The following is a 23,872-nucleotide window of genomic DNA, read 5'->3' on the forward strand; positions in this document are numbered from 1 at the left end:
AAGCAACGTTGTCTCGCTTCGCTCGGCTCAAACCTCCTTCGGAGGTTCTCATCCTCTTCAAACTCCAGATGCAAAAAGACCAACCCGAAGGTTGGTCTTTTCTAAATTTGGTCGGCGAGAGAGGATTCGAACCTCCGACCCACTGGTCCCAAACCAGTTGCGCTACCAAGCTGCGCTACTCGCCGAATGCGGAGCGCATCTTACTGCGCACCGTTTTACCCGTCAATCCCTGAAATTCAAAATCCTGTCTGTTTGCTTTAAATTCCAGCACATGTGGCTAAAAAGTTACTGTGCGGCTTTCTTTTCCGGCACATGGCACCAGTTGTTGTTCTGGTTGATACCACCGTCTGGAGACGTGTAACCCAAGCAACCCATGATGGTGTCATACAGTTCAACATGGCGATGCGGCACCTTCATTTTTGCCTGTTCCTGCATATGTGCAAACTCACGTGCGCGATCCGGGTTTTCCAAATATTTATCAGATGCCCAAACCAGTAACGGCACACGGAACTGCTCAGGTGGAGCCATTTTACGTGGCGTACCATGCAAGTGTTTGTGCTCGTCGATAGACTCACCGTGATCAGAGGCATAGAAAATAATCGCACGCTTATCACGCAGCTCAGAAATCACTTGTTCAAGCACACTGTCGGTATACAGCACTGAGTTATCAAAAGCGTTAATCAGCTGCTCTTTGCTGCACTCTTTATCAATGCTGACGCACTCTGGAGTCCATTTCGCATAGCTGCGCGGGTAACGTTGTACGTAAGAGAAGTGCGAGCCTTTGGTGTGCAGCACAATCAAATGCTTACCCTTTGGATGCTCGTCAACAGAGCGTCTCATCTCTTCAACCAGCAACATATCATCGACCTGCTTGCCACGGTTACGCGGTTCAGCGGCAATCTGCTCACGGTAAGAGAAGTTATCTGCCATGGTGTTGCCGTAGAACCAGACTTCACTTTGCATCGCAAAAAGGTTTGAGCTGAAACCAAGCTGTTTAAGTACCGCAAAGACGTTCTGCTCTTTCAGAGTACGCTGCGGATTCTCTTCCGCGCCGCCTTCACGCACGAACATACAACGCAGCGAAAGCTTAGTCGCGGTATCGCAAGATTCACCTCTGAACGCGACCAGATTTTTCTCCTGGGCGAGTTTTGGTGTGGTGTCACGGTCATAGCCCAGAATACCCATGTGATCCCAGCGAGTGGTTTCGCCAATCACAAACACAACATAGGTATCATCGAGCTCTTTTGGCGCGACATAAGTAAACTTCTTCGCTGGGTTGAGCAACGAACTATTATCGTTGGACTCATCAGCCTGAGCCCAGGCAAAAAGACCCAACGCTGAGACCCAGTTTGATGGCAGATAAGAGTTAGCCACCACGCCGCCGTAGCTTGGCATATCTACCGTGGAGCGTTTTTCTGTGCGATTTTGTTGTTTATCGAGTAAACGCAGTGGTGCCCAAACCATCAGTCCAGCCAACAGCACAATGGCCACGTTTTTGATGCGTTGACCTGGGGTTTTCAATTGGTTGAGGAGGGTATCGCGTGTTTTGCTTCCCCAGATTAGTACCAACGGAATAGCACTGACCAAAACCATCCACAAGACGAATTGATACCCGACAATTTCTTTCGAGAGGTCGATATCTGTGGTCATCACCGAGGCGATAATACCGTAGCCAATAACGACGTTAAGCAACGTCATGTAATAGCTGGCACCGACGGAGCACAACACGATTAATGTAGCGAGGATGCGCCAGACGGTACGACCGAACAGGGATAACACGCGGAATAAAAAGAAAGTGACCAGAACGCAAGCCACAACCTCAGCAACCATGGAGAAACCTTTCAGGCGACTAAAGTCCTGAGCAAATCCCATGAAACGATTATAAAAAACCGAGAGGTTTAAAAATATGCCGATGTATACCGCTAACAGAAAACAGAGTTTCTGCTGGGTCATCGATTTAATGTAATTCATGCAGGTTGTCCGAAAAAATAAAGCAAAAAGGAGATGTTATAAACATCACTCAGACTCCCCCTGGTGAAGAAAATTCTGAGCAATAAAAAATAGAGTCCGAATCAGGATGATTCTTAGCCAATTTTTGGCGCGGATTAGTAGAACATAGGGAGAGTAAAAAGTATCGGCAAAATTCGTGATTCACACGCTTGTTTACATATCTCATGCTGGCTCAACGCAGGTGGGTTATGGAACATATCAGGCAATATTGGTGATGCAGAGAGGTAGTCATGCTGTCTTTAGAAGAACGCGCACGCCGATATGCAACGAAAGCTCATGCAGCTTGCGATCAGCGCCGCAAATATACTCTTGAGCCATATATCGTCCATCCAGCAGCCGTGGTGGAGATAGTCAGGAGCGTTTCTCCCATTGAGGAAGTGCTCGCGGCAGCCTGGTTGCACGACACTGTTGAGGACACCGGCACCACGCTTATCGACATTCAGGAGCACTTTGGCCCGGATGTGGCGACTTTGGTGGCAATGGTTACCAACCCTGAACAACTCCCCGGCACCAATCGCATGCATCGTAAACGTGCTCACTTCCTGCATACCGCCAACGCAAGCCAGGAAGCGCAAACCATCAAACTGGCTGACATCATCGATAACACGCGTGAAATTTTGCTCTACGACCCGCACTTTGCTCGAGTCTATTTGATAGAAAAACGTATTCAGTTGGCAGGGTTACAGCGGGGAAATGAGATTTTAAAAGCACAAGCTGAAGGCATTATAGAGCAGGGGATTTCACAATTAATGATGCCGCCGTATAACGTCCCGGCGGCATGGTTTGCGGCGTTAATGGCTCGCTATCAAGCGTGAGCTTCTTGATAAACTTCGCGCGCTGGAGTGCGGATGGTAGTTGAAATCGCCAGAGACAAAATCAGCAGGGCAAAGATGACGCAGAAGGTCACGTAGAAGCCGCCGAAGATGGAAGCGATAATCGAACCACAAATACTGCCAATACCGAATCCTAAGTAAATCACACCGTAGTTTTTAGTCAGGTTATTCAGACCAAAGAACTCGCTCACCAGTGATGGGTAAACGGTGATGGTGCCGCCGAAGTTAAACGCTACGCAGGCAATCGCGGCAAAGAAAGTCACTTCATTAAGTGGAGCGAATAGCAGTGCAGCCATACCGACTAAAGAAATGACCTGACCGATAGTGATAACGCGGATACGAGCAATCTTATCGGACAGAATACCCAGCACCAGGCGGCCACTCAGGTTAGCAATGGCGATAACGGTTACCGCATTCGCCGCAGATTCAGCAGTTAAATGCACCATGCCTTGTGCGATATCTTTCGCCACACCAATCACGTACAGGCCACTCATGCAAGCTGTCAGGAACATTACTGCCAGCATCCAATACTGCGGTTTACGCATGGATTCAGCCAGGGTGTAATCTTTTTCAGCCACACCATTTGCGGTTTTAACTTCCTGCAATGGCGCATCTTTCATCAGCATTGAACCGAACAGAATCATCACCATCGCCAGGCCACCCCAGATCATGAAGGTGCTTTCCAGGCCGACGGTCGCCAGCAAATGGCTGTCGATATATTTGAAGCCCAGGCTGCCGAGGCCGTAAGAGCCAATGGCAAATGCGGAAATCAGACCTTTACGCTCAGGGAACCATTTCACGCAGTTGGAAAGCGTTAACAGGTAACCTGCACCATCTGCCAGGCCCACCAGCACACCCGCACTCAACCACAACATCAGCAGATTGTTGGAGTGGGCGGTAAGGAAGAAACCAACACCCAGCAGCACACCTGCCGCCATCGTTACTTTTCGTACACCAAAACGTTCCTGCAATTTACCCGCAACAGAGGAAGAAATCGCAAGGCCAAGGCTGAGTAAACCGAAGGAGAATGCCACCTGGCTGATTGGCTCACCCAGCTTTTGCGACAGTGCGCTGTTGAACAAGCTCCAGGTATAAACGGAACCCAATGCAAACTGGGTAATGATGGTGCCGATCAGAGTTAACCAACGAGTACGGTTGTAGGTAGAATTATTCATGGCAGATGTCCGCAAAATTTAAGAGAAATCTTCTGCTGCCAAGAGTAACGAAGTGCATTTTATTCCAGGAGAAAAAGGCATGAAGTGCACTCAGGCCGGAATGAAATGCACCTGAGAGGGTATGAATGGCCTGGACGTTGATTCAAAAATGAATAACGTTAGTAATTACTATCAATATAAGGTGCGTAAACACTGATTATTAAATGTTAAATATATCAATTGAAGGTTACGTTAATGATCAAAAACGCGCACTGACGCCAACGTTATATATATATGCCTCACCCGTCGTTAATCCTTCGGCTTGTGACATAGAAGCAAAAGCTGCCATATTTTTACCAATTGGCATATCGGCACCCACGGTCACATCCATCCAGCTCGCATCCTGACTCGTCACGACATTTGTTCGCAGTCCTGACTGTGCCTTCCAAAGATTTTCACCATATTGATGGTTATAGCTAACCTGGGCCCACGGGCGCAGATAGCCGACCGACGAATCCAGACGCCAACCCACAGTAGAGACACTGGCATGCCAGAGTTGATCGGTAAATTGCGTGGCAACAGCAGAGTCACCATATTCGTTGTAAATACTCGTGGATGAGCCATCCCAACTGTATTTTGCTGTCGGGCCGGTTGTGATATTGCCAGGCAAAGAGATATTCCAGCCGATGCCCAAACGTGAGGTATCAGCGCTAATATTATCGTTACCAGAAACGAGCATCAGCCCCTCCTGGTTTTGGGAGGTAAAAGAAGAATTAATCCTTTCTGCGAGAATATCGTTGTAGCTTGGTTGGCGATTACTGTCCCAAGTGTAACGATCCTGCGCTTCGCCCGAAGTTTCTTCGGCGACATATTCTTGTTGCCAGGCAAATACATTCGTAGCGTGTGACAGGCAACACAAAGCCAGCACCGTGGAGAAAGTGACACGGCGACCACTGCGTATAATTTTGATCATCAAAACGACTCCAGAAAAGAGCCAAATCCGGCGATATTATTAGTCTTTTTGTCGGGCTTGCGGATAACCCCTAAATAACTCATGGTGTATCAAGATGGCCCTGAATTAACTATTGTCGCTTTATTTCGCACGTCAAGTTGGCACGAGAAATTTCATCAAAGGAGAAACGTATGCTGCGTTGTGGATGGGTATCCAATGACCCGCTCTATATGGAGTACCACGATAAGGAATGGGGTGTGCCGATGACTGACGGGCAACACCTGTTTGAGATGATTTGCCTTGAAGGACAACAGGCCGGTTTATCATGGATAACCGTGCTGAAAAAACGCGAAAACTACCGTCGCTGCTTTAAAAATTTCGATCCTCAAGCCGTGGCTTTACTGCAACCGGAAGATGTCGACGAACTGGTACAGGATGCCGGTATTATCCGCCATCGCGGGAAAATAGAAGCCATCATCAATAACGCGAAAGCGTATCTGGCGATGGAAGCCAACGGTGAGAAATTCCCGGAGTTTGTCTGGTCGTTTGTCGATAACCAGGCGCAGATTACACAGGCGGCAACGCTTGCAGAAATCCCTACCACCACCCCCGCTTCCGACGCGTTATCAAAAGCACTGAAAAAACGCGGTTTTAAGTTTGTGGGGTCAACCATTTGCTACTCGTTTATGCAGGCCTGCGGGCTGGTCAATGACCACGTCACCACTTGCTTCTGCCATCCCGATAATCTCAAATGATTCGCCGCCTACAGCCTGGTGAAATGGATGAACTGATTGAAATCTGGCTTGCCAGCACGATTCAGGCTCATCCATTTATTAGCGAAAATTACTGGCACGAAAGTGAGTCCATTGTACGGAATGTTTATATTCCGCAATCTGCGACCTGGGTTTATCTGCACCAGGACAAAATGGTGGGATTTATTAGCGTGCTGGATTCGCTATTTATTGGCGCACTCTTTGTTAGCGAACCTTTTATTGGCAAAGGAATCGGGCAAGCGTTAATGGAGCACGTCAAAGCGCTTTATCCCGCACTGAGCCTTGAGGTTTACCAGAAGAATCATCGGGCAGTACATTTCTACCATCACCAGGGCTTTCGCATTGAAGAAAGCGCCTGGCAAAACGAAACGCACCACCCGACCTGGATTATGAGCTGGCAGGCGGAACAAATGCCGTAACGTCCGGTACCGGGCCGAGATACTTTTCGGCCCACACCAGAGACGAATTTGCAGCACAGCCATTTGCCAACCGCGAAGTCGGAATATCGAGCGTCAGCACATTCACCGCACCGTTTTTACACAGCTTTTCATCGTCTAAATCCGGCCACGCCCCCTGGTGAATACAGACTACTCCGGGCTTGATGCCTTCTGTTACCAGCGCACCCACCAGCACCTGCCCACGCGCATTCCAGACACGCACTAAATCACCATCCGCAATGCCACGTTCAGCCGCATCTTTTGGATGCAACGTTAACGGCTCACGCCCGGCAATGGCATATTTGTCACGCAATGCCGCATAGTTGAGTTGGCTGTGCAGGCGGTGTGCCGGATGAGATGAAAGCAGTTGAAGCTGGCCGGACTGCGCATTGCCTTGCCATTCGTCTGGCGCAAGCCAGGTCGGATGCGGAGGGCAATCAGCGTAACCAAAACTGGCAATACGCTCAGAATAAATTTCGATTTTTCCGCTTGGTGTTTTTAATGGATTAGCCTGCGGATCATGGCGGAAATCAGCGAAACGGATAAATCCGGCGTTCTTTTCACTTTCCGGCATTTCTATCAGTTGGTTAGCTTCCCAGAACTGTTTAAATTCCGGCAGTTCGACCTGCTGTGTCGCACCGCGCTTGCGCGCAATGTCATAGAACTCTTCCAGCCATTGCAGCTCGGTTTTTCCTTCCGTAAAACGGGCTTCACCGCCCTCTTCCCACAATGCACTGAGTTGGGCAAAAACATCGAAATCATTGCGCGCCTCCCCTTGTGGGGAAACGACCTGCTTCATCGGCACTAAATGCTGGTTACTGTAATCACCGGTCATCGTTAAATCATTGCGCTCAAACGATGTGGTGATCGGCAACACAATATCTGCGTGTTTTGCGGCCGCCGTCCAGAAGCATTCGGAAATAACGACCAACTCCGGTTTCTGCCAGGCTTTTATTAGACGATTGGTATCTTGATGGTGGGTAAAATTGCCGCCACCCGCCCACCAGAGCATGCGAATATCCGGGAATATTTTTTGCTGCCCATTGTGCTGATACTCGCCACCTGGGTTTTCCAGCGCCTCAACAATGCGTGCCACCGGGATTTTCTCGACAGCATCTGTACCGTTTGCCACCGTTCCCTGCATTGAACCCAGCACCGCCGCGCGTCGCGTCGGGTTGCCGCCGTTCGCAAAGTGATAAGACAAACCAAAACCGCCGCCCGGCGTACCAATTTGCCCCAGCATCGCTGCAAGCGTGACCAGCATCCAGTGCTTTTGCTCGCCATACTGCTGGCGCTGCATCCCCCAGCCCGACATCAGCATGGTGCGATTGCGGCTAAACACCTGCGCCAGATATTCAATGGTTTGCACCGGCACACCACAAATCTTCGCCGCCCATTCGGCGTTTTTCGGCTGGCCATCGGTTTCACCCGTCAGATAAGCGGCGAATTTTTCGTAGCCATGAGTACAGCGCACCAGGAAGTCTGTGTCGTGCCAGCCGTGTTTAACCAGCGTATGCGCGATACCCAACATCAGCGCGACATCAGTTCCCATATTTGGAGCAATCCACTGGGCATTTTCACCAAAGAAATCCACCGTTTCCGATCGCATCGGATCAATGGCGATCACGGTTTTACCGCTGTTTTTCAGTTGCTCAAAAAACTTCACGCCCTGTTCGTCGCTGGCGTTCCAGGCAATCTTTAGTGTGTTCAATGGGTTGGCGCTCCACAGCACCACCACATCGCTATGCTCAAGCACCAACGGCCAGCTGGTTTGCTGCTGATAAACCTCATTTGAGCCAACCACATACGGCATAATGACTTGTGCCGCACCGGTGGAATAATCCCCCAAATGCCCGGTATAGCCGCCCGCCAGATTCATATAACGCTGTAATAACGTAGACGCTTTATGAAGCACCCCATTGGAGCGCCAGCCGTAGGAACCCGCGAAAATAGACGCTGCTCCATAAGTCTTGCGAATGCGTTGGTGCTGCTGGTGAATCAACTGGAGCGCTTCATCCCAGCTGATACGCACATACTCATCTTCACCCCGCACACCTTGTGGTGCCTCGGGTGAGACAAGAAAACCTTTCCTGGCCATGGGATACTGCACACGAGCTTTACTGTGTACCTGGTCCGGAACTGCGCTTTGCAATGAATTCTCATGCCCGGTTTCCAATGCCCCTCTGGAAGCGAGAACTCGCTCTCCGTCAGTTTCAACGATCATCGGGCCCCAGTGTGCGGCAGTTAGAATTTTCTTGTTTGATGAGAATGCGTTAGCCAATTCGGGCTCCCTTATTTGCAGGTGTTGTGCAGGTGGCGGCCTGATGGCCACTCAATATTTTGTTTACAAATTCAGACGACTCTATAGAAATTTCTACACATTCACACGGCATAATCAACCGCCGCTGAAGTCGCGGTTGAGTTATTAAATTCACAAAGGAAATGAGATGAAAAAACGCGTCATGATGATTGCCGCCATTGTTTGCGGCACGTTAGCAGTTTCTGGTTGTACTACCAACCCTTACACCGGCGAACGTGAAGCAGGGAAATCAGGCATTGGAGCCGGTATTGGCTCGCTGGTAGGCGCAGGCGTTGGCGCTCTCTCCTCATCGAAAAAAGATCGCGGCAAAGGCGCTTTGATTGGTGCCGCAGCAGGTGCTGCATTAGGTGGTGGCGTCGGTTATTACATGGATGTGCAGGAAGCGAAACTTCGCGAAAAAATGCAGGGAACAGGCGTGAGTGTGACGCGTAGTGGCGACAACATCGTGCTTAACATGCCAAACAATGTCACCTTCGACAGCAGCAGCGCAACACTGAAACCGGCTGGTGCGAATACCCTGACCGGCGTGGCAATGGTATTAAAAGAATACCCAAAAACTGCGGTTAATATCGTTGGTTACACTGACAGCACCGGCAGCCAGGAGCTGAACATGAAACTTTCCCAGCAGCGTGCAGATGGTGTGGGTAGCGCGCTGATCACACAAGGTGTGGCAGCAAACCGTGTGCGTACCTCAGGTGCAGGCCCGGCGAATCCAATCGCCAGCAACAGCACGGCTGAAGGCAAAGCGCAGAACCGCCGCGTAGAAATTACGCTGAGCCCACTGTCTTAAGCATTGGATTTGGCTGTATCTCGCCCTGGCTCATTGCCAGGGCGAAAAACTCTGCATTTACATCGGCGGTGTCAGGCCATCTGTACCAGCGGATATACCGCGTGCAACCAACTGACCTTTGTCATCTTTCGTGGTATGTAAAACGACTTTAGTACCTGGTTTCAACAGTGATTTATCCGCTGGGGTAATCAGCACGACCGGTGCGTCATCCGGAACAATGACTGTTTTTTCCTGATCTTTAACCTTCACCGTCATCGTACGGCCATGACTATTAACCAGTTTTCCGACCGTACCGTTGGTCATGGTGTTTACATTGCCGTCGGCAGACTCAAAAGGGTTAAACCCTTCACCCGATCCCCGCAAGCTCGGCGCGAATACATGTACTTCTAACGCTTTCAGCGTGCCATCAGCCTGCTGCACCGCCGCTGTGCCAATAAAACTATCAGGTTTGATATCACTTACTTTTGCCTCGCTGACGCTATTCACTTTAGTTTGATCGGTCAGTGCGGCATCGAGCTTCTCCCCCTGCCGCGTGGTGATTTTGAGCGTATTACCATTCATAGCATCGATAATGCCACGCACCGGTCTGATAACATTTTCAGCTGCCGTCGCCATAGAACCAGCACTCAGCAGCAATGCGCTGAGCAGCAAAGCGGAAAAACAATGCTTAGTCATTTTTCTCTCCAGTATTCAGTTTATGAATCATTAGCAAGCTTATTAAGGGTAATTCGCAAATGAAAACCGGTGAGGAAAGTCGTTTGAAAGAGTGTGTTTAAACATTTCGCCAAATCGTGTGACGCCAGGCAGTCGCAGCTAAACTAACCATGATACGCTGCGTGAATACGCTTACCATCGTGCTGCTTCAGGAAGAGATATGGCTTACAAATTTGCTCTGATAGTGCTTATCCCACTTGCCGTGATTGGCTGTTCATCGACTGATACCTCAGGCTATGACGGGCATAAAACCATTAGCCCGGCAGAGACTAACGAGGCATTAATCATGCGCTCGCAATATCCGGATCAGTATTATGGCCGTGAAAATTTAACCACTGAGCAGCGCAGAGAAATAAGCGAGAAAATGCGTGCAGACAGGCTGGAAGCACGAGGACGGCAGGATAACAGCACTGACAGCGGCGATGGCTTCGGGCAATCCGTTCCCCACGGGTTTTAGAACTCCGTCAATTTCAGAACCTACAAAAACAAAAAACCCCGCTGGTGAGGCGAGGTTTTTTGTTTTTGCTACTAGTGCTTTTACTGCTTCGCACACCAGATCACATCAACCTCCAAAATATACGACGAAACCCACCGTGGTGCAAATACTTGCTGCTAATGTGAACAACGCATAAATCTATGGCTTGCGAAGCTGTTCGCATTTTCATCTTTTTACTGTTTATTTATACAGTACAATGGGTATACTGATTGTGTTGAATGTGATGTGCTCTGAGGCCGCAAACCGCCGCGCAATTTAAGTCCTGGCTGAAACGGGTGGTGCCGTCAGTGCCTTAACCTCAGTGGAGCACATCGGATCACCTCAACAAATTCAGCAGGCTACAGGCAGCGGAAAGGCTCGTCTGCTGAAAGTGCTCCTGGTAACAGGAGAAAGCGTATGGGCTTGATGGGACTGGCTATTGCGTTTCTGAAACTCATGGTTGCGTTACTGCAACTGCTTGAGGTCGCCATGAAATACTTCAAGTAATTCATCGTCTTCAAGTCGCACCAAAAGGAGGCGGGAAACCGCCTCCTTTTAATAAACCTCTGTTGCCGTTTCGCTGGCAACATAAATTGCCGTTCAGGCTTTACATGCTGCCAATTTATCTCTCATTCAAAAGGTGCCAGGCCATAGGGTTTCATCGTCTTTGTGTGGTAGATTCCTCTCGATTTTTTGGCGTAGTCAGTTTTATAAACTGACGATTGGCATCAACACCACAAATAACACCTGAGAAAATGAAAAAGTTAGCCAATATTCACCTGCTGATGATGTTGATTCTGCTGGTTGCTGTCGGGCAAATGACGCAAACCATTTATATCCCTTCAATTCCCGATATGGCTCACGACTTCGGCGTGCGCAGTGGGGCAATTCAGCAAGTGATGGCGGCGTATTTGCTGACCTATGGCGTGTCGCAACTTGTCTACGGGCCGATCTCAGACCGCATCGGCCGCCGCCCGGTCATTCTCACCGGGATGAGTATTTTCATCCTCGCCACACTTTGGGCTCTGTTCACCACTAATTTAACGGCTCTGGTGATTGCCAGTGCGTTGCAGGGAATGGGGACAGGCGTTGCAGGTGTGATGGCACGAACCATGCCGCGTGACCTTTACGAAGGTGCATCGCTCCGTTCAGCCAACAGTCTGCTGAATATGGGGATTCTGGTCAGCCCGCTATTGGCTCCGGTCATTGGGGGGATGCTTGATTCCGTATGGGGCTGGCGTGCTTGCTACGGCTTCTTGCTGGTGCTTTGCACCATTGTCACCTTCTGCATGTTGCGCTGGTTACCTGAAACGCGCCCGGTTCAGGCTAAACCTCAACGACTGGTTACGAGCTATAAAGCCTTACTAGGCAGCGGTTCGTTTAATTGTTATCTGCTGATGCTGGTCGGTGGACTGGCAGGCGTAGCCGTATTTGAAGCCTGTTCCGGTGTATTGATGGGCGGCGTTCTTGGGCTCAATGGCGTAGTAGTGAGTATTCTGTTTATTCTCCCTATCCCAGCAGCCTTCTTTGGCTCCTGGTATGCTGGCCGGGAGAATGCGCGCTTCTCTTCATTGATGTGGCAAGCCGTATTGAGCTGCCTGTTTGCCGGCATTTTAATGTGGATTCCAGGCTGGCTTGGAATTATGAACATCTGGACATTACTGGTGCCAGCCGCGCTGTTCTTCTTCGGTGCAGGGATGTTATTCCCATTGGCGACCAGCGGCGCAATGGAGCCGTTCCCATTCCTCGCTGGCACCGCGGGCGCGCTGGTTGGGGGGCTACAAAATATCGGTTCTGGTGCAATGGCGTGGTTTTCTGCGTTGCTGCCACAAACCGGGCAATTCAGCCTCGGCATGTTGATGACCGCGATGGGTGTGATGATTTTGTTTTGCTGGCTTCCGTTGTCGCATAAGTTTCAGCGGCATGGTGAAGCGGTGTAATTTCCGCTCAACCCGAGAAGGTGAAACGCAAGCGTAGGTCGGGTAAGCGTAGCGCTACCCGACACTATCCAACTTAAAGCACTTTACTCAAAAACTCTTTGGTACGTGGGTTAGTCGGGTTGCTAAACAGTTGCGACGGTGGCCCCTGCTCCTGAATCACACCCTGATCAATAAACACCACGCGATCTGCCACTTCACGGGCAAACCCCATTTCGTGAGTGACGATAACCATCGTCATTCCTTCCAGAGCCAGCTGTTTCATCACGGCTAGCACTTCACCTACCAGTTCCGGGTCGAGTGCTGAAGTTGGCTCATCAAACAGAATGATCGACGGCTCCATTGCCAGCGCACGGGCAATCGCCACACGCTGCTGCTGCCCACCGGAAAGGCTTGACGGCCAGGCGTCGATTTTGTCTATCAACCCAACCTTTTGCAGCAGTTTTTCCGCACGCGACACGGCTTCAGCCTTCGATAAACCTTTAAGCGACATCGGCGCCATCGTCAGGTTTTCCAGCACTGTCATATGTGGGAACAGGTTAAAACGCTGGAATACCATGCCAATACTTTCGCGCAGCGTGTTGAGGTTAGTTTTTGGGTCGTGTACGGCAAAACCGTTCACCATAACCTCACCACCATCCGGCTTTTCCAGCGCATTCAGGCAGCGTAGAAAGGTACTCTTACCGGAACCGGACGGACCAATCACACACACCACTTCCTGTGGCGCGATATCACAGGAAATGCCACGCAGCACATGGGTTTTGCCAAATTGTTTCTGTAAATCCTTAACGTGAATCACTTTTGCCAAACCTCTTTTCCATGTGTTGCACCATCAGCGAGAGCATGAACGTCAGCACCCAATACACCAGCGAGATCGTCAGGTACGGTTCCCAATAAGTCGCATAAGCGCCAGAGACGGTACGTGCGGCGTAGGCCAAATCTGCAAGGCCAATCGCTGAAGCCAGGGAAGAATCTTTCACAATGGCGATAGCGTTATTACCTAGCGGCGGCAGAATCCGGCGGAATGCCTGCGGCAAAATCACTTTGCGCATCGTTTTGCCCCAGCCCATACCTAAAGCGCGGGAAGCTTCCATCTGGCCTTTATCGATAGACTGAATACCCGCACGGAAAATCTCAGAGACATAAGCCCCGGCGTTGAGCGTAATCGCCACCACGCACGAGAGAAATGCGCCATATTCAGAGCGCAGTGCACGGGCAAAATCCACCGACATCAGCCCACTGGTCACCAACATGCCATCACGCGGGTTGATAAACAGCGGCACCAGCGCAAAGTGAACCACCATGATTTGCACAAACAGTGGTGTGCCACGGAACGCACTCACGTAAACGCGCACCGGCCACTGCACCGCATAACGCAGCACGTGTTTCCACGGGCCATCTTCGGCATGCGCCATGCGGCCCAGACCAAGCAGCAAACCCCATGTAGTGCCTAAAATAACGCAGATGATGGTGCACTTGATGGTCATGATCGCGCCTTGCATAAATAGCGGCGCGTATTCTGAGATTATCTCCCAGCGAAATCCGGTCATACCTGTCCTTGTTGGGGCCAAAACGGCCCCAAGTCATATACCCATTATCCTTCAAGCTGCAGGGGTGTTGGCTGCAACTCAAATGCTAACGGGTATCGCAAATTATTCAGCGGGGAGAGTTGGAACGTTGCTATCAAACCACGTGGAATAGATTTTTGCGTAGGTCCCGTCGGCGACGATTTTCTTCAGGCCTGCGTTGATTTTACCCAGCAGTTCCTGGTTATCTTTCGCTACGGCAATGCCGAAATACTGGCGTTCGAATTTGTCATCTTTAACCGCTTTCAACGCTTTTTCCGGGTGAGATTTGATGTAGTACTTCACCACACCCACATCGCCAACTGCCGCGTCTATGCCGTCTTCAGCAAGTTCTTGCAGCATCAGCGGCGTATTATCAAAGCGTTTGATATCAGTGCTGTTTTTACCCAGCGTATCGGACACGACAGTATCGCCTGCGCTAGAGTTCACCACGCCGACTTTCTTACCTTTGAGCGCGTTAACGGAATCCACTTTGGAGTCATTAGGTACCACGATGGACTGCTCCGCCGGGAAATATGGCGCGGAGAAATCAACCATCGCTTTGCGTTTATCGGTGATAGTGATGCCAGAAATAATAATGTCACGGTCGCCGGAGTTCAGCGTGGCAAAAATACCTTCCCACGGAGTATTAACCAGTTTGATATCAAAACCTTCTGCTTTGGCGATAGCTTTGATGATATCGATATCAAAACCTTCCAGCTGTTTCTGGCTGTTTTCAAATTCAAATGGGCGGTATGTACCGCCAGAGCCCACAACATAAGTCTGCTGCGCGGCATAAGCGGAAGAGACAACGGAGGACAACATGCACCCGGCGAAAACAACTGATTTAACTAATTTCCTGAACATTTTGCACTCCGAAAAGTTATTTAGTTATGCATTTAATTTGCATAAAAATACATAAATTGACGGAAGGCATCAACTGAAAGTTACAACAGACTCATTTTTCGGAGTTCGTCCCGCACATGAAACAACGCTGTGACAGCACCAAATTAAACTTGTGATTGCAGCCAGTGAATAAATGCTTCAATTTTTGGCCATTGCCGCCCGGGTAGCGTGGTTGCGTAATAATGTTGATGACATTTCAACGTCATATCACCAAATGGAGCAACTAACTCGCCGCGATCCAGGCGCTTTTGCACCAGCCTTTTGCGCCCCATTGCCACACCTATCTGGTTTACGGCGGCAATAACAGCTAAGTCTGAACGATCAAATCCAATGCCTGAAGATGAAGGTAAATCGATGGAAAAATGTTGCGCCCAGCTATGCCATTCGTCCGTGCCCGAATCGTTACTCCACGCCTGGCGGTCATGTAGCAGCGTACAGTTTCGTAAGAACTCTGGTTTATTATGCAATTCGAATCGCTGTGCGTATTCCGGACTGCAAACCGGCAAGATGTCTTCATCCATCAGAAAATGATGGGTTAGCTGTGATGAAGGGGCATCGTCAAAATAAAGCGCCAGGTCGACTCCAGCACGTTGCAGATTCACGTTGTCGTTGCCAGTGAGAATGGTCAGTGAAATGGAAGGGTAGCGCCGCGTAAAATCGCCCAAAATCGGCACCAGCCAACACTGAGCAATTGAAGGACGCGAATAAATAGTCAGTAAGCCCGACAGCTCCTGGTTTTTGATATCCAGGATCTCCTGATTTAACGTATCCAGCGATGATTTCAGCGCCCAAAAAACTCGTTTTCCTTCATGTGTTAACTCAACTTTACGGTGTGAACGCACAAACAGCTGGATCCCCAACTCCTGCTCAAGCTGATTAATCCGATGGCTGACCGCGCTCGAACTTAGCGAAAGCTCTGCCGCTGCCAGCGCGAAGGATTGATGCCGAGCTGCGACTTCAAATGTGTAGAGTTTTGATAGCTGCCAGCCGTTGAGCAGGCGGTTTCTGACTTCACGAATCGGGTCCATAGCGCTTTCCTGAAAGATAAATCATGGCGACATTGTAAAATACGCCCTCGAAAACGTCGTTTTAAGATGTGAAAAATCGAACCAACATCAATTTAACACCCCTGATTTCGACCTGAATCACTCTTTTGCCTCAATCTGGCTCATCTGAGATGCTATTTATATCGTTTGTCAGCCAGGAGCAATTTTTATCCAATAGCGGCAGATAAATCGCAGAGTGAGGTGGGTATGGAATCTCAGATTTGGGTTGTGGGAACGCTGCTTAGCAGCATAATTTTAATCGTCTTTACTATCGTAAAACTGAAGTTTCACCCTTTCCTCGCTTTGTTGCTGGCCAGTTTTTTTGTCGGCACCATGATGAGTATGAGCCCGCTGGATATGGTGAACGCCATTGAAAACGGCATTGGCAGTACGTTGGGCTTCCTCGCAGCAGTCATTGGCCTTGGCACGATTCTGGGCAAGATGATGGAAGTGTCAGGCGGCGCCGAGCGGATTGGCCTGGCGTTACAGCGCTGCCGATGGTTATCGGCTGATGTGATAATGGTGTTGGTTGGCTTGATTTGCGGTATCACGCTATTTGTGGAGGTCGGTGTGGTGTTGCTGATTCCGCTGGCATTTTCTATCGCCAAAAAGACCAATACCTCTTTGCTGAAACTGGCTATTCCATTGTGTACTGCGTTAATGGCAGTGCATTGCGTGGTTCCGCCACACCCAGCGGCGATGTTTGTCACCAACAAACTGGGTGCGGATGTCGGCACAGTGATTGTGTATGGTTTACTGGTGGGTTTAACCGCATCGTTAGTCGGCGGGCCGCTGTTCCTGAAAATCGTTGGAAATCGTCTGCCGTTTAAAGCGGTCCCTGCTGAATTTTCTGACCTGAAAGTGCGTAACGAAGAAACGCTGCCTTCATTGGGCGCGACGCTGTTTACGATTTTACTGCCGATTGGCCTGATGCTGATCAAAACCCTCGCCGAGCTGAATATGGCGAAAGGAGGGGCGTTATATACACTGCTGGAGTTTATCGGCAACCCAATCACAGCCATGTTTATTGCGGTGTTTGTCGCCTATTACGTGCTTGGATTACGCCAGCATATCGGCATGAGCCAACTGTTAACCCATACCGAGAATGGCTTTGGTTCTATCGCCAACATTTTGCTGATTATCGGTGCGGGCGGTGCGTTTAACGCCATTCTGAAAACCAGTGGCCTGGCAGATTCGCTGGCGGTGTTGCTCTCCAATTTGCATATGCACCCGATTTTGCTGGCATGGCTGGTCGCCCTGATTTTGCATGCGGCTGTAGGCTCTGCAACAGTGGCTATGATGGGCGCAACCGCGATTGTGGCACCGATGCTGCCGCTTTATCCCAACGTCAGCCCGGAAATTATCACCATTGCTATTGGCTCCGGCGCAATTGGCTGCACCATCGTCACAGACTCACTGTTCTGGCTGGTGAAGCAATATTGCGGCGCAACGCTTAACGAAACATTCAAATACTATACAACGGCGACTTTTATCGCCTCTCTGTTAGCACTGGGCGCGACGTTCCTGCTTTCCTTTATCATCTAAGCGCAAAGAGATTGTCTTATGAAAAACGCTGAAATAAACACATTGATTCAACAGTTTCCGCTGGTTCGCGATCTGATTGATTTGCAAGAAACCCGTTGGTTTAACCCGGAAACCACAACATTCGCCGAAGGCTTACCGTACGTGGGGCTGACCGCCGAAGATGTGCAGGATGCCCATGCACGCCTGACGCGTTTTGCGCCTTATCTGGCGCAGGCATTCCCGGAAACCGCTGCGACTAACGGCATTATCGAGTCCGAACTGGTCGCCATTCCAGCAATGCAAAAACGCCTGGAACAAGAGTTTGATCAGAAAATCTGCGGCCAGTTGCTGCTGAAAAAGGACAGCCATCTGCCAATTTCAGGTTCCATCAAAGCGCGTGGCGGGATTTATGAAGTCCTGACTCATGCCGAAAAACTGGCAATCGAAGCCGGTTTACTGACCACCGAAGATGATTACACCAGACTGCTATCACCTGAATTTAAAGCTTTCTTTAGCCAGTACAGCATCGCGGTTGGCTCAACCGGCAACCTGGGGTTATCCATCGGCATCATGAGCGCGCGCATTGGCTTTAATGTCACCGTGCATATGTCTGCCGATGCCCGAGCGTGGAAAAAAGCCAAACTGCGTAGCCATGGCGTGACGGTTGTGGAATACGAGCAAGATTACGGTGTTGCCGTTGAACAAGGTCGCAAAGCGGCTGAATCCGACCCTAACTGTTTCTTTATCGACGATGAGAATTCCCGCACGCTTTTCCTCGGCTACTCAGTTGCCGGTCAGCGCTTAAAAGACCAGTTTACCCAGCAAGGTCGCGTTGTGGATAAAGAACACCCGCTGTTTGTTTACCTGCCGTGCGGCGTGGGCGGTGGGCCTGGTGGTGTGGCATTTGGTCTGAAAATGGCGTTCGGTGATAACGTTCACTGCTTCTTTGCAGAACCGACGCATTCGCCTTGTATGCTGCTGGGGGTTTATACCGGCCTGCATGATGAGATATCCGTGCAAGATTTGGGTATTGATAATGTTACTGCCGCTGATGGCCTGGCGGTGGGGCGTGCATCCGGGTTTGTTGGGCGCGCAATGCAACGGTTACTCGATGGTTTTTATACTCTTGAAGACCAGACCATGTACCGGTTGCTCGGCTGGCTTGCGGAAGAAGAAAATATTCGTCTTGAGCCTTCAGCATTAGCAGGAATGCCAGGCCCGCTGCACGTAAGTGCAGATACGGCTTACCAGCAGATGCATGGCTTCACCGCGCAGCAACTGCAAAATGCTACTCATATCGTTTGGGCGACAGGCGGCGGCATGGTGCCAGAAGCGGAGATGGCGCAATATCTGGCGAAAGCGAAGTAACCCGTTTACGGCGAAGTTGTCGGATGTCGCTAACGCTAATCCAACCTACGAAAAAATCTGGAGTAAGGGGCAGCCCCTTACTCCAGTTCGCCGCTATTTCAGTTCAGGCCAGTACTCTTTGTTCGCTACAATCAAATCATCAAGAATCGCTTTGGCAACCGATGCACTTGGCACGGTTTTCGACAGCGTGATCGCCTGCCATAACTTCACGTATGAGCGCTCTTCCCAGGCTTCAACCACCAGTTTTTCTACCGCCACCTGTTGGCTCATCAACCCTTTCTGGAACTGTGGAATATTGCCGACAACCAGCGGCTCCGGCCCACTTTTCCCAACCAGACATGGAATTTCAACCATCGCTTCCGGGTCAAAGTTATTAATCGCGCCGTTGTTTGGCACAATCAAAAGCATGCGTTCTTGTGTATTAAAGGCAATTGCCGCCGCCAGATCGACGATGTACGACGCATGTTCGTCAATCTCCAGCTCCCCTGCTGATGATTTCCCTGCCTGAATGATGGCATTACACGAACCAAACACGTGTTTTTCACGGTGTTCCATCACTTCGTTGGCGCGGGTGTGTTCCGGGTTGGAGTGCTCAACCACATAATCCGGGAACAGGTAATATTTCAGGTAAGTATTAGGGAAGGTGCTCGGGTCCAGGGCCCACACATCTTTTGCTTTAGAGAATGTATCGTTCCAGCTGGCTTCGGTTCCATGCTCATCTGATGGCGGAACATAACCAAATTTAGCTACATGTTCGCGGATCTTCGGCATCAAATCGTTGCCATTTTTATCCTCGATTGATGTCCACCAGCCAAAGTGGTTAAGGCCGTAATAACGTACGCGCATCTCTTTACGATCTTTCAGGCCAGCAATTTGCGCCATGCGGCTTTCAATACCGATTGGCATATCGCAAATGTTGAGAATCTTCGCGTTCGGGCGCAGTTTACGAGTCGCTTCAGCCACAATCGCTGCCGGGTTGGAGTAGTTAAGCATCCAGGCGTTTGGCGAGTATTTCTCCATGAAATCAACCAGCTCTAATACACCACCGATGGAGCGCATACCGTAGGCAATCCCGCCTGGTCCACAGGTTTCCTGGCCCAGAACGCCATGGCGCAGTGGGATTTTCTCATCTTGTTCACGCATCGGGTATTTACCCACGCGGATGTGTGCCATCACGAAGTCCACATCGGTAAAGGCTTCTTTCGGGTCGGTGGTATAGCTGAACTCGATTTCAGGAGCCTGCTCTTTGAGGATAACTTTGCAAGCTTCTGCAATCGTTTCCTGGCGCGCGCCGTCATTGTCATAAAACTTCAGGGCGCGCAGCGGGAATCGGTGCTGGTTTGCCAGTAACATCAATACGATACCAGGAGTGAATGTGCTGCCGCCACCGGCTACTACTACAGAGAATTTTTTCATGATACTGCCTCCGTCATGGATTTAAGTTCGGTCGAAGAAGTGTCTTTCATCAGAGTTTCAAGTTGGTCTCGGACTTGCGGGACATGCAGGCCCACAATCACCTGAATACCGTTGCCGCGTCGCACCACACCGTGGGCGCCCAGCGCTTTGAAAATGTCGTCACTGTGCGTCAGGGCCATATCTGCGAGGGTGATACGCAAGCGAGTCGCACAGTTATTGACGCTAAGAATGTTGCCGGTACCGCCGAGCGCTTCGAGGAAGCCTGCGGCCTGACCTTGTTTGGTCTCTTTGGTCGCAGCAGCGGTGGTTTGCTTGCGTGATGCCTGGTAATCCGCCTTGCTGTACAGCTTGACCTCACTGTCTTCACGTCCTGGTGTTTTCAGGTTGAAGCGCAAGATGAGGGTGCGGAACACCAAGAAGTAGATGCCGGTGAAGACGAGGCCAATACCAATCTGGATAAACATCATTGATGCATGGTTGTGGAACATCGGTATCCAGTTTTGCGGCAGGAACTGGTCGAGAAGCCCGCCACCCATGTTGCCCACCACGCCACACATGTACATCACGGTCGCCATGGTTGCGGCAAGGAAGGCGTGGACGGCAAACAAGACTGGCGAGATAAACAGGAAGGTAAATTCAAGTGGCTCGGTAATACCTACCAGCATCGCGGTGAGTGTTGCAGGTATCAGCAGGCCAGCAACTTTTACGCGATTTTCAGGTGCTGAGGTGGCGTACAGAGCAAGCGCAATCCCCAGGCAGCCAAAGATCTTAGAGTTGCCGTGCAGTGCAAACCCGCCTTCCGGGAACAGAGTTTTCAGCGGCAGCGTGCTCTGGCTGAACTCCTGCAAATGCTGCGCCCAGTAAACCTGAATACCGCCTTCAACTACCGCCGGGCCAAAGATAAACGGACCGTAGATGAAGTGATGCAAGCCGGTTGGAATCAGAATGCGTTCCAGGAAGGTATAAACCCAGACGCCAAGCGAACCGGCGCTACGCAAGAATTCCTGTAGGGATTCAATGCCCATTTGCACTTTTGGCCAGCCATAAAGGGTGAGCCAGGCGCAAGGAATCATGGCAAAGAAGGCGACAATCACGACAAATGAACTGCCCTGGAAGATGCCAAGAAAGACGGGGAGTTGTTTTTCGAAATAGCGGTTATGGATAGCCGTGACAAAACCGGAGATAACAATCGCGCCAATGATGCTGGTATCAAGCGTTTTGATCCCGGCAATCATGGTTAGCCCGGTTCCCGCCACCGGATCGGCGCTGAAATCAACACCGAAGTAATGGCCCCAGGTCATCCCCATGGCGTTAATGAAGTAGTTCCAGGTCATAAAGCTAACCAGTACGGCTAAGCAAGCACGGCCCTGCGCTTGCTTAGCGAGGCCAATCGGTAAGCCGACGGCAAAAATCAGCGGCATATTGCGGAATACCGTCCAGCCACCTTCTTCAATAATGTGAACAATTTGCGCGAATAAATTATCGGGTGCGGTTAGCGCTTCGCCGACGAACATCGGATTGCGCAACATAATGGCGATGCCTACGACAATCCCGGCGAACGGAAACAACAAAACCGGGGTAAACATTGCGCCACCAAAACGTTGTATTTGACTGAGCATTTTTAAATCCTCACGTAACAACCTGTAGGGTAAATGGCCTTATTTTTTAACGCTGGCCTGCGACTGAGAGTAGGGAGACACAGGTGACTTATCGTTGCCCGTCGCACCGATTCGTGATCGCTTTCATAGTTTTTATTTGGGGTAAGTTGTCTACTTTTTTATAGTTAAATAGACACGATGATTTTTAATTTCTTATTCATCATGAAAATATGAAATAAAAACCATTTAAATTATGAATTTGATTAATGAAATGACGGTTCTATAAACCCCATTCGAAGCGGCTAAGAGGTCTACAGGTGATCTACAAATCTATCGCCGATCGGTTACGCATCCGGCTAAATTCTGCTGATTACAATATTGGCAGCCCGCTACCTTCTGAAGTTCGCCTGGCAGGCGAGTTTGGTGTTTCACGTATGACGATTCGTAAAGCCATCGATTTGTTGGTGGGCTGGGGGTTGGTCGTACGCCGCCATGGCAGTGGCACTTATGTAGCGAAGAAAGATGTTCACCATGAAACCACGAATCTGACCGGGTTTATTGAGGTGATGCGCAACCAGGGCAAAGAGGTGGTGAGCAACGTGCTGGAGTTCAATGTGATGCCCGCCCCGCCAGCAATCGCCAGCCAATTACGCATTAATATTGATGAACGGATCTATTTCTCGCGCCGGGTTCGCTCGGTAGATGGCAAGCCGTTAATGGTAGAAGACAGCTATATGCCGGTGAAATTATTCCGTAATTTGTCCGTCGCACATCTGGAAGGTTCTAAATTCAGTTATATCGAAGATGAGTGCCACATCATCGTCTGTGGTAACTACGAAAGCCTCACACCCGTGCTGGCCGACAAGAAAATGGCAAAACTGCTCAATATCGATGAGCTAACACCCATTCTGCGCATCACGTCACTGTCATACAGCGACAGCGGTGACTATGTGAATTATTCAGTGATGTTCCGAAATGCCAGCGAATACCAGGTGGATTACCATTTGCGGCGGGTGCATATGAATAGAATAAGAGATGAGGAATAAACATAGCTTGCTGATAACTAATTTAATAACAATAAGATAATTGCTGCCCTAATGGGCAGCAATTTCGTTAAAAGCTCTGAATTCGTTTTTACTTCTTAAATACATTTTCTCTATGCCATTCAAGAAATGTGTAAGCCTTTGGATGAAATTCGCGAACCCGTTGGATTTTGATGTTTAAATCTTGCCATATTTTACTGTCAAAGCATGGGCTTAGCATTACTAAGCCATCGTTGGTAAACGACAAGTAACCATTATCGAAAAGCACGTCTATATGAGCAGCGAGCATAATCCCGTTATAAGGATTCAACCGTTCTGAACCAGTCTCACAAGCGCGCCAGGGTTTGATATGACTTGCTTTAAGTAGGGGAAGGAAAGAAACACCAGTCACAGGGCATGCTGGATAAATTTTCAAACATTCCACCCGGAACATCCCCTGACCCCGACGCGCTTCAATGTACGTCAGTTTCTCTGTTTCACTCAGAGATACATCAGTAAGGATTTCTTCAACGTCCTCAACTTCCGGAGCATATATACTCGTCATAACAGTTGTATAAATGTCTCTGTTTGGCGCGTGTCTTTTAGCAGTTAACGTTGACGCAATAATATCCGTGGGAATTCCTGCTGGAACATTAATATATTTTATTTTTGAACCATATGAACGGTTACCTGTGAACTCTTCCCAATTCAAAGTTGTTTTCCCATGAATATGAGCATTTGTAAAATACACTACTTTCTTATTTACTTTTACGCCTTCAACTTCATGAATCTTGACTATATCTGCAACTATAATATCGAATTGAGATTTATTTACATCATCTTCCTTGCGAATAATAATAACCTCCGGAACTTTACCTTTACCAATAACCCATTTTCCGGAGTGCCCATCTTTTCCTTCCATATGAAAATTGGCGCCACTTGTTTCAACAATTACTGCAAGTCTGGATGGAGAGATTTTATTAAAGCTGATATTATTCTTTTCCACAATACACTTCCTTATATAGGGTAGAT

Annotated in this window: 21 protein-coding genes, 1 tRNA gene and 1 other RNA gene; 9 read left to right on the top strand and 14 right to left on the bottom strand. The window is 49.6% G+C overall.

What is annotated here, in order from left to right:
• From LVQ77_RS20990 to eptB, 3 genes are all read right to left on the bottom strand, one after another.
• Positions 1-73, bottom strand: a non-coding RNA gene (locus tag LVQ77_RS20990) — RtT sRNA; the annotation flags it as partial.
• 35 nt (positions 74-108) lie between these two features.
• Positions 109-185 (bottom strand) — tRNA-Pro (locus LVQ77_RS20995).
• 100 nt (positions 186-285) lie between these two features.
• Positions 286-1,971: a kdo(2)-lipid A phosphoethanolamine 7''-transferase gene (gene eptB, locus LVQ77_RS21000; protein WP_232905410.1), complete on the bottom strand. Its 1,686-nt coding sequence runs from the start codon at positions 1,969-1,971 to the stop codon at positions 286-288.
• Between the two features lie 269 nt (positions 1,972-2,240).
• Here eptB and LVQ77_RS21005 point away from each other — a divergent pair, with 269 nt between their 5' ends.
• Positions 2,241-2,825 (top strand): HD domain-containing protein, encoded by a 585-nt coding sequence (locus LVQ77_RS21005; protein WP_151993874.1) that lies wholly within the window; start codon positions 2,241-2,243, stop codon positions 2,823-2,825.
• On the opposite strand, the gene LVQ77_RS21010 is transcribed toward LVQ77_RS21005, so the two are convergent.
• Both LVQ77_RS21010 and LVQ77_RS21015 read right to left on the bottom strand, forming a co-directional pair.
• Complete coding sequence (locus LVQ77_RS21010) at positions 2,816-4,018, bottom strand: L-lactate MFS transporter (RefSeq protein WP_232863964.1); 1,203 nt, start codon at positions 4,016-4,018, stop codon at positions 2,816-2,818. The genes LVQ77_RS21005 and LVQ77_RS21010 overlap by 10 nt on opposite strands.
• 238 nt (positions 4,019-4,256) lie before the next feature.
• Positions 4,257-4,970 carry an autotransporter domain-containing protein gene (locus LVQ77_RS21015; protein ID WP_232905411.1) on the bottom strand — a complete coding sequence of 238 codons (714 nt, stop codon included), beginning with the start codon at positions 4,968-4,970 and terminating at the stop codon, positions 4,257-4,259.
• A 170-nt stretch (positions 4,971-5,140) separates the two neighbouring features.
• On the opposite strand from LVQ77_RS21015, the gene tag reads away from it, so the two are divergent.
• Positions 5,141-5,704 (top strand): DNA-3-methyladenine glycosylase I, encoded by a 564-nt coding sequence (gene tag, locus LVQ77_RS21020; protein WP_232905412.1) that lies wholly within the window; start codon positions 5,141-5,143, stop codon positions 5,702-5,704.
• Positions 5,701-6,141, top strand: coding sequence for an N-acetyltransferase (locus tag LVQ77_RS21025; protein ID WP_232863967.1), 441 nt, complete (start codon positions 5,701-5,703; stop codon positions 6,139-6,141). The genes tag and LVQ77_RS21025 overlap by 4 nt, the downstream gene beginning before the upstream one ends.
• On the opposite strand, the gene LVQ77_RS21030 is transcribed toward LVQ77_RS21025, so the two are convergent.
• Positions 6,110-8,440, bottom strand: a complete 2,331-nt coding sequence (locus LVQ77_RS21030) for a molybdopterin guanine dinucleotide-containing S/N-oxide reductase (protein ID WP_255666922.1) — start codon at positions 8,438-8,440, stop codon at positions 6,110-6,112. The genes LVQ77_RS21025 and LVQ77_RS21030 overlap by 32 nt on opposite strands.
• Before the next feature lie 166 nt (positions 8,441-8,606).
• Here LVQ77_RS21030 and LVQ77_RS21035 point away from each other — a divergent pair, with 166 nt between their 5' ends.
• Positions 8,607-9,269 carry an OmpA family lipoprotein gene (locus LVQ77_RS21035; protein ID WP_232905413.1) on the top strand — a complete coding sequence of 221 codons (663 nt, stop codon included), beginning with the start codon at positions 8,607-8,609 and terminating at the stop codon, positions 9,267-9,269.
• A 57-nt stretch (positions 9,270-9,326) separates the two neighbouring features.
• Here the strand turns inward: LVQ77_RS21035 and LVQ77_RS21040 are convergent, their stop codons facing one another.
• Positions 9,327-9,944 (bottom strand): hypothetical protein, encoded by a 618-nt coding sequence (locus LVQ77_RS21040; protein ID WP_232905414.1) that lies wholly within the window; start codon positions 9,942-9,944, stop codon positions 9,327-9,329.
• A gap of 199 nt (positions 9,945-10,143) precedes the next feature.
• Here LVQ77_RS21040 and LVQ77_RS21045 point away from each other — a divergent pair, with 199 nt between their 5' ends.
• Positions 10,144-10,440, top strand: a complete 297-nt coding sequence (locus tag LVQ77_RS21045; RefSeq protein ID WP_232905415.1) for a hypothetical protein — start codon at positions 10,144-10,146, stop codon at positions 10,438-10,440.
• A 773-nt stretch (positions 10,441-11,213) separates the two neighbouring features.
• Entirely contained in the window at positions 11,214-12,398 is a 1,185-nt protein-coding gene (gene emrD / locus LVQ77_RS21055; protein WP_232863969.1) for a multidrug efflux MFS transporter EmrD, read from the top strand.
• Between the two features lie 73 nt (positions 12,399-12,471).
• Here the strand turns inward: emrD and LVQ77_RS21060 are convergent, their stop codons facing one another.
• The 4 genes from LVQ77_RS21060 to dsdC form a co-directional block, all read right to left on the bottom strand.
• Positions 12,472-13,194: an amino acid ABC transporter ATP-binding protein gene (locus tag LVQ77_RS21060; RefSeq protein ID WP_064514790.1), complete on the bottom strand. Its 723-nt coding sequence runs from the start codon at positions 13,192-13,194 to the stop codon at positions 12,472-12,474.
• Entirely contained in the window at positions 13,181-13,945 is a 765-nt protein-coding gene (locus LVQ77_RS21065; RefSeq protein ID WP_151993883.1) for an amino acid ABC transporter permease, read from the bottom strand. Before LVQ77_RS21065 ends, LVQ77_RS21060 begins: the two co-directional genes overlap by 14 nt.
• Positions 13,946-14,047: 102 nt before the next feature.
• Positions 14,048-14,785 (bottom strand): basic amino acid ABC transporter substrate-binding protein, encoded by a 738-nt coding sequence (locus LVQ77_RS21070; RefSeq protein WP_370645074.1) that lies wholly within the window; start codon positions 14,783-14,785, stop codon positions 14,048-14,050.
• 185 nt (positions 14,786-14,970) lie between these two features.
• A complete protein-coding gene (dsdC, locus tag LVQ77_RS21075; protein ID WP_034460646.1) occupies positions 14,971-15,894 on the bottom strand; it encodes a DNA-binding transcriptional regulator DsdC in 924 nt (307 codons plus the stop codon).
• 225 nt (positions 15,895-16,119) lie between these two features.
• Between dsdC and dsdX the strand changes: the two genes are divergently transcribed.
• Positions 16,120-17,457, top strand: coding sequence for a D-serine transporter DsdX (dsdX, locus tag LVQ77_RS21080; RefSeq protein WP_232905416.1), 1,338 nt, complete (start codon positions 16,120-16,122; stop codon positions 17,455-17,457).
• Positions 17,458-17,475: 18 nt separating this feature from the next.
• Positions 17,476-18,804, top strand: coding sequence for a D-serine ammonia-lyase (gene dsdA / locus LVQ77_RS21085; RefSeq protein ID WP_232905417.1), 1,329 nt, complete (start codon positions 17,476-17,478; stop codon positions 18,802-18,804).
• A gap of 93 nt (positions 18,805-18,897) precedes the next feature.
• Here the strand turns inward: dsdA and LVQ77_RS21090 are convergent, their stop codons facing one another.
• Together LVQ77_RS21090 and LVQ77_RS21095 are read right to left on the bottom strand one after the other, a co-directional pair.
• Positions 18,898-20,220 (bottom strand): 6-phospho-alpha-glucosidase, encoded by a 1,323-nt coding sequence (locus LVQ77_RS21090; RefSeq protein WP_232905418.1) that lies wholly within the window; start codon positions 20,218-20,220, stop codon positions 18,898-18,900.
• Positions 20,217-21,839 carry an alpha-glucoside-specific PTS transporter subunit IIBC gene (locus LVQ77_RS21095; RefSeq protein ID WP_232905419.1) on the bottom strand — a complete coding sequence of 541 codons (1,623 nt, stop codon included), beginning with the start codon at positions 21,837-21,839 and terminating at the stop codon, positions 20,217-20,219. Before LVQ77_RS21095 ends, LVQ77_RS21090 begins: the two co-directional genes overlap by 4 nt.
• A 296-nt stretch (positions 21,840-22,135) precedes the next feature.
• Here LVQ77_RS21095 and LVQ77_RS21100 point away from each other — a divergent pair, with 296 nt between their 5' ends.
• Positions 22,136-22,864, top strand: coding sequence for a GntR family transcriptional regulator (locus LVQ77_RS21100; RefSeq protein WP_232905420.1), 729 nt, complete (start codon positions 22,136-22,138; stop codon positions 22,862-22,864).
• Positions 22,865-22,952: 88 nt separating this feature from the next.
• Here the strand turns inward: LVQ77_RS21100 and LVQ77_RS22415 are convergent, their stop codons facing one another.
• Complete coding sequence (locus tag LVQ77_RS22415; protein ID WP_232905421.1) at positions 22,953-23,846, bottom strand: HNH endonuclease; 894 nt, start codon at positions 23,844-23,846, stop codon at positions 22,953-22,955.
• Between the last annotated feature and the right edge of the window lie 26 nt (positions 23,847-23,872).

Origin of the sequence: Buttiauxella cochleicola, from assembly GCF_021282435.1 — a bacterium.
Classification (GTDB): domain Bacteria; phylum Pseudomonadota; class Gammaproteobacteria; order Enterobacterales; family Enterobacteriaceae; genus Buttiauxella; species Buttiauxella massiliensis.

Excerpts from the sequence above, each read along its gene's own strand:
- eptB (WP_232905410.1), bottom strand. The coding sequence starts at position 1,971 with ATGAATTACATTAAATCGATGACCCAGCAGAAACTCTGTTTTCTGTTA.
- dsdC (WP_034460646.1), bottom strand. The coding sequence starts at position 15,894 with ATGGACCCGATTCGTGAAGTCAGAAACCGCCTGCTCAACGGCTGGCAG.
- LVQ77_RS21010 (WP_232863964.1), bottom strand. The coding sequence starts at position 4,018 with ATGAATAATTCTACCTACAACCGTACTCGTTGGTTAACTCTGATCGGC.
- LVQ77_RS21095 (WP_232905419.1), bottom strand. The coding sequence starts at position 21,839 with ATGCTCAGTCAAATACAACGTTTTGGTGGCGCAATGTTTACCCCGGTT.
- LVQ77_RS21005 (WP_151993874.1), top strand. The coding sequence starts at position 2,241 with ATGCTGTCTTTAGAAGAACGCGCACGCCGATATGCAACGAAAGCTCAT.
- emrD (WP_232863969.1), top strand. The coding sequence starts at position 11,214 with ATGAAAAAGTTAGCCAATATTCACCTGCTGATGATGTTGATTCTGCTG.
- LVQ77_RS21035 (WP_232905413.1), top strand. The coding sequence starts at position 8,607 with ATGAAAAAACGCGTCATGATGATTGCCGCCATTGTTTGCGGCACGTTA.
- LVQ77_RS21040 (WP_232905414.1), bottom strand. The coding sequence starts at position 9,944 with ATGACTAAGCATTGTTTTTCCGCTTTGCTGCTCAGCGCATTGCTGCTG.
- LVQ77_RS21065 (WP_151993883.1), bottom strand. The coding sequence starts at position 13,945 with ATGACCGGATTTCGCTGGGAGATAATCTCAGAATACGCGCCGCTATTT.
- LVQ77_RS21070 (WP_370645074.1), bottom strand. The coding sequence starts at position 14,785 with ATGTTGTCCTCCGTTGTCTCTTCCGCTTATGCCGCGCAGCAGACTTAT.
- LVQ77_RS21090 (WP_232905418.1), bottom strand. The coding sequence starts at position 20,220 with ATGAAAAAATTCTCTGTAGTAGTAGCCGGTGGCGGCAGCACATTCACT.
- dsdA (WP_232905417.1), top strand. The coding sequence starts at position 17,476 with ATGAAAAACGCTGAAATAAACACATTGATTCAACAGTTTCCGCTGGTT.
- LVQ77_RS21015 (WP_232905411.1), bottom strand. The coding sequence starts at position 4,970 with ATGATCAAAATTATACGCAGTGGTCGCCGTGTCACTTTCTCCACGGTG.
- LVQ77_RS21045 (WP_232905415.1), top strand. The coding sequence starts at position 10,144 with ATGGCTTACAAATTTGCTCTGATAGTGCTTATCCCACTTGCCGTGATT.
- tag (WP_232905412.1), top strand. The coding sequence starts at position 5,141 with ATGCTGCGTTGTGGATGGGTATCCAATGACCCGCTCTATATGGAGTAC.
- dsdX (WP_232905416.1), top strand. The coding sequence starts at position 16,120 with ATGGAATCTCAGATTTGGGTTGTGGGAACGCTGCTTAGCAGCATAATT.
- LVQ77_RS21025 (WP_232863967.1), top strand. The coding sequence starts at position 5,701 with ATGATTCGCCGCCTACAGCCTGGTGAAATGGATGAACTGATTGAAATC.